The sequence below is a fragment of the Arthrobacter sp. 35/47 genome, from assembly GCF_000520475.1.
GTDB classification, from domain to species: domain Bacteria; phylum Actinomycetota; class Actinomycetes; order Actinomycetales; family Micrococcaceae; genus Arthrobacter_D; species Arthrobacter_D subterraneus.
Window position 1 is genome coordinate 93,974 of the sequence record NZ_KI914603.1, and the last position, 1,244, is coordinate 95,217.

The following is a 1,244-nucleotide window of genomic DNA, read 5'->3' on the forward strand; positions in this document are numbered from 1 at the left end:
CGATGGTGGCGGCGGCAGCTCAGGCCGCGAGCCATGCCCTCGGCTATGTTGCGCCCGCCTAGAGGAGCAAGCGCGCGTGGTGGCGGGGAATACGATTCCGTCCGCCTACGTTGTCCACCCCCGGAACCACTCGTCAAACTTGATGTTCAGGAGTCATTCATGCCCACTACTGTTTCTGCCTACGCCGCTCCCTCGGCCACCGAGGACCTTATCCCTACCACCATCGAACGCCGCGACGTCGGGCCCGACGATGTCCTGATCGACATCAAGTTCGCCGGCATCTGCCACTCCGACATCCACACCGTCCGCGGCGACTGGGGCCCGCAGCAGTTCCCGCTGGCACCTGGCCACGAGATCGCCGGCATCGTCACCGAGGTCGGCTCCAACGTGACCAGGCACGCCGTCGGCGACCGCGTGGGAGTGGGCTGCATGGTCAACTCCTGCCGCGAGTGCAAAAACTGCCGGGCCGGTGAGGAGCAGTACTGCCTGAACGGCAACGTCGGCACCTACGGCGCCGTGGACCGCGACGGAACCATCACCCAGGGCGGCTACTCCACCCATGTGGTGGTGACCGAGGACTTCGTTGTCCGGATCCCCGAGGGTATCGAGCTGGACGCCGCCGCCCCCCTGCTCTGCGCGGGGATCACCACGTACTCGCCGCTGCGGCACTGGGGTGCCGGGCCGGGCAAGAAGGTCGCCGTCGTCGGGCTTGGCGGGCTTGGCCACATGGCCGTCAAGATCGCCCACGCCATGGGCGCCGAGGTTACGGTTCTGTCCCAGTCGCTGAAGAAGCAGGAGGACGGGCTTCGCCTCGGCGCGGACGCCTACTACGCCACCAGTGATGAGAACACCTTCACGGAACTTGCGGGCTCCTTCGACCTGATCATCAACACGGTCAGCGCTTCCCTGGACATCAGCGCCTACCTCGGACTTCTGAGCCTCGACGGCGCACTGGTCAACGTGGGCGCTCCCGCGGAGCCGCTTCCCGTGCAGGCGTTCGCGCTCATCGGCGGCCGGCGGTCCTTCGCCGGGTCCATGATCGGCGGCATCCGCGAGACGCAGGAAATGCTCGACTTCTGCGCCGAGCACAACCTCGGCGCTGAGATCGAGGTCATTCCGGCCGACAAGATCAACGAGGCTTACGAGCGCGTGCTGGCCTCGGATGTGCGGTACCGCTTCGTCATTGACACGTCGACGCTGAACTAGCCCTTACTGGACTGGAAACGGCCTGCCCGAGCAGCTCT

The 1,244-nt window shown here is 66.2% G+C and carries 1 protein-coding gene; it reads left to right on the top strand.

Annotation, left to right across the window (positions count from 1 at the left end):
* The first annotated feature begins 159 nt into the window (after nt 1-159).
* Nucleotides 160-1,206, top strand: a complete 1,047-nt coding sequence (locus tag X803_RS22280) for an NAD(P)-dependent alcohol dehydrogenase (RefSeq protein WP_026545166.1) — start codon at nt 160-162, stop codon at nt 1,204-1,206.
* The last annotated feature ends 38 nt before the right edge of the window (nt 1,207-1,244 follow it).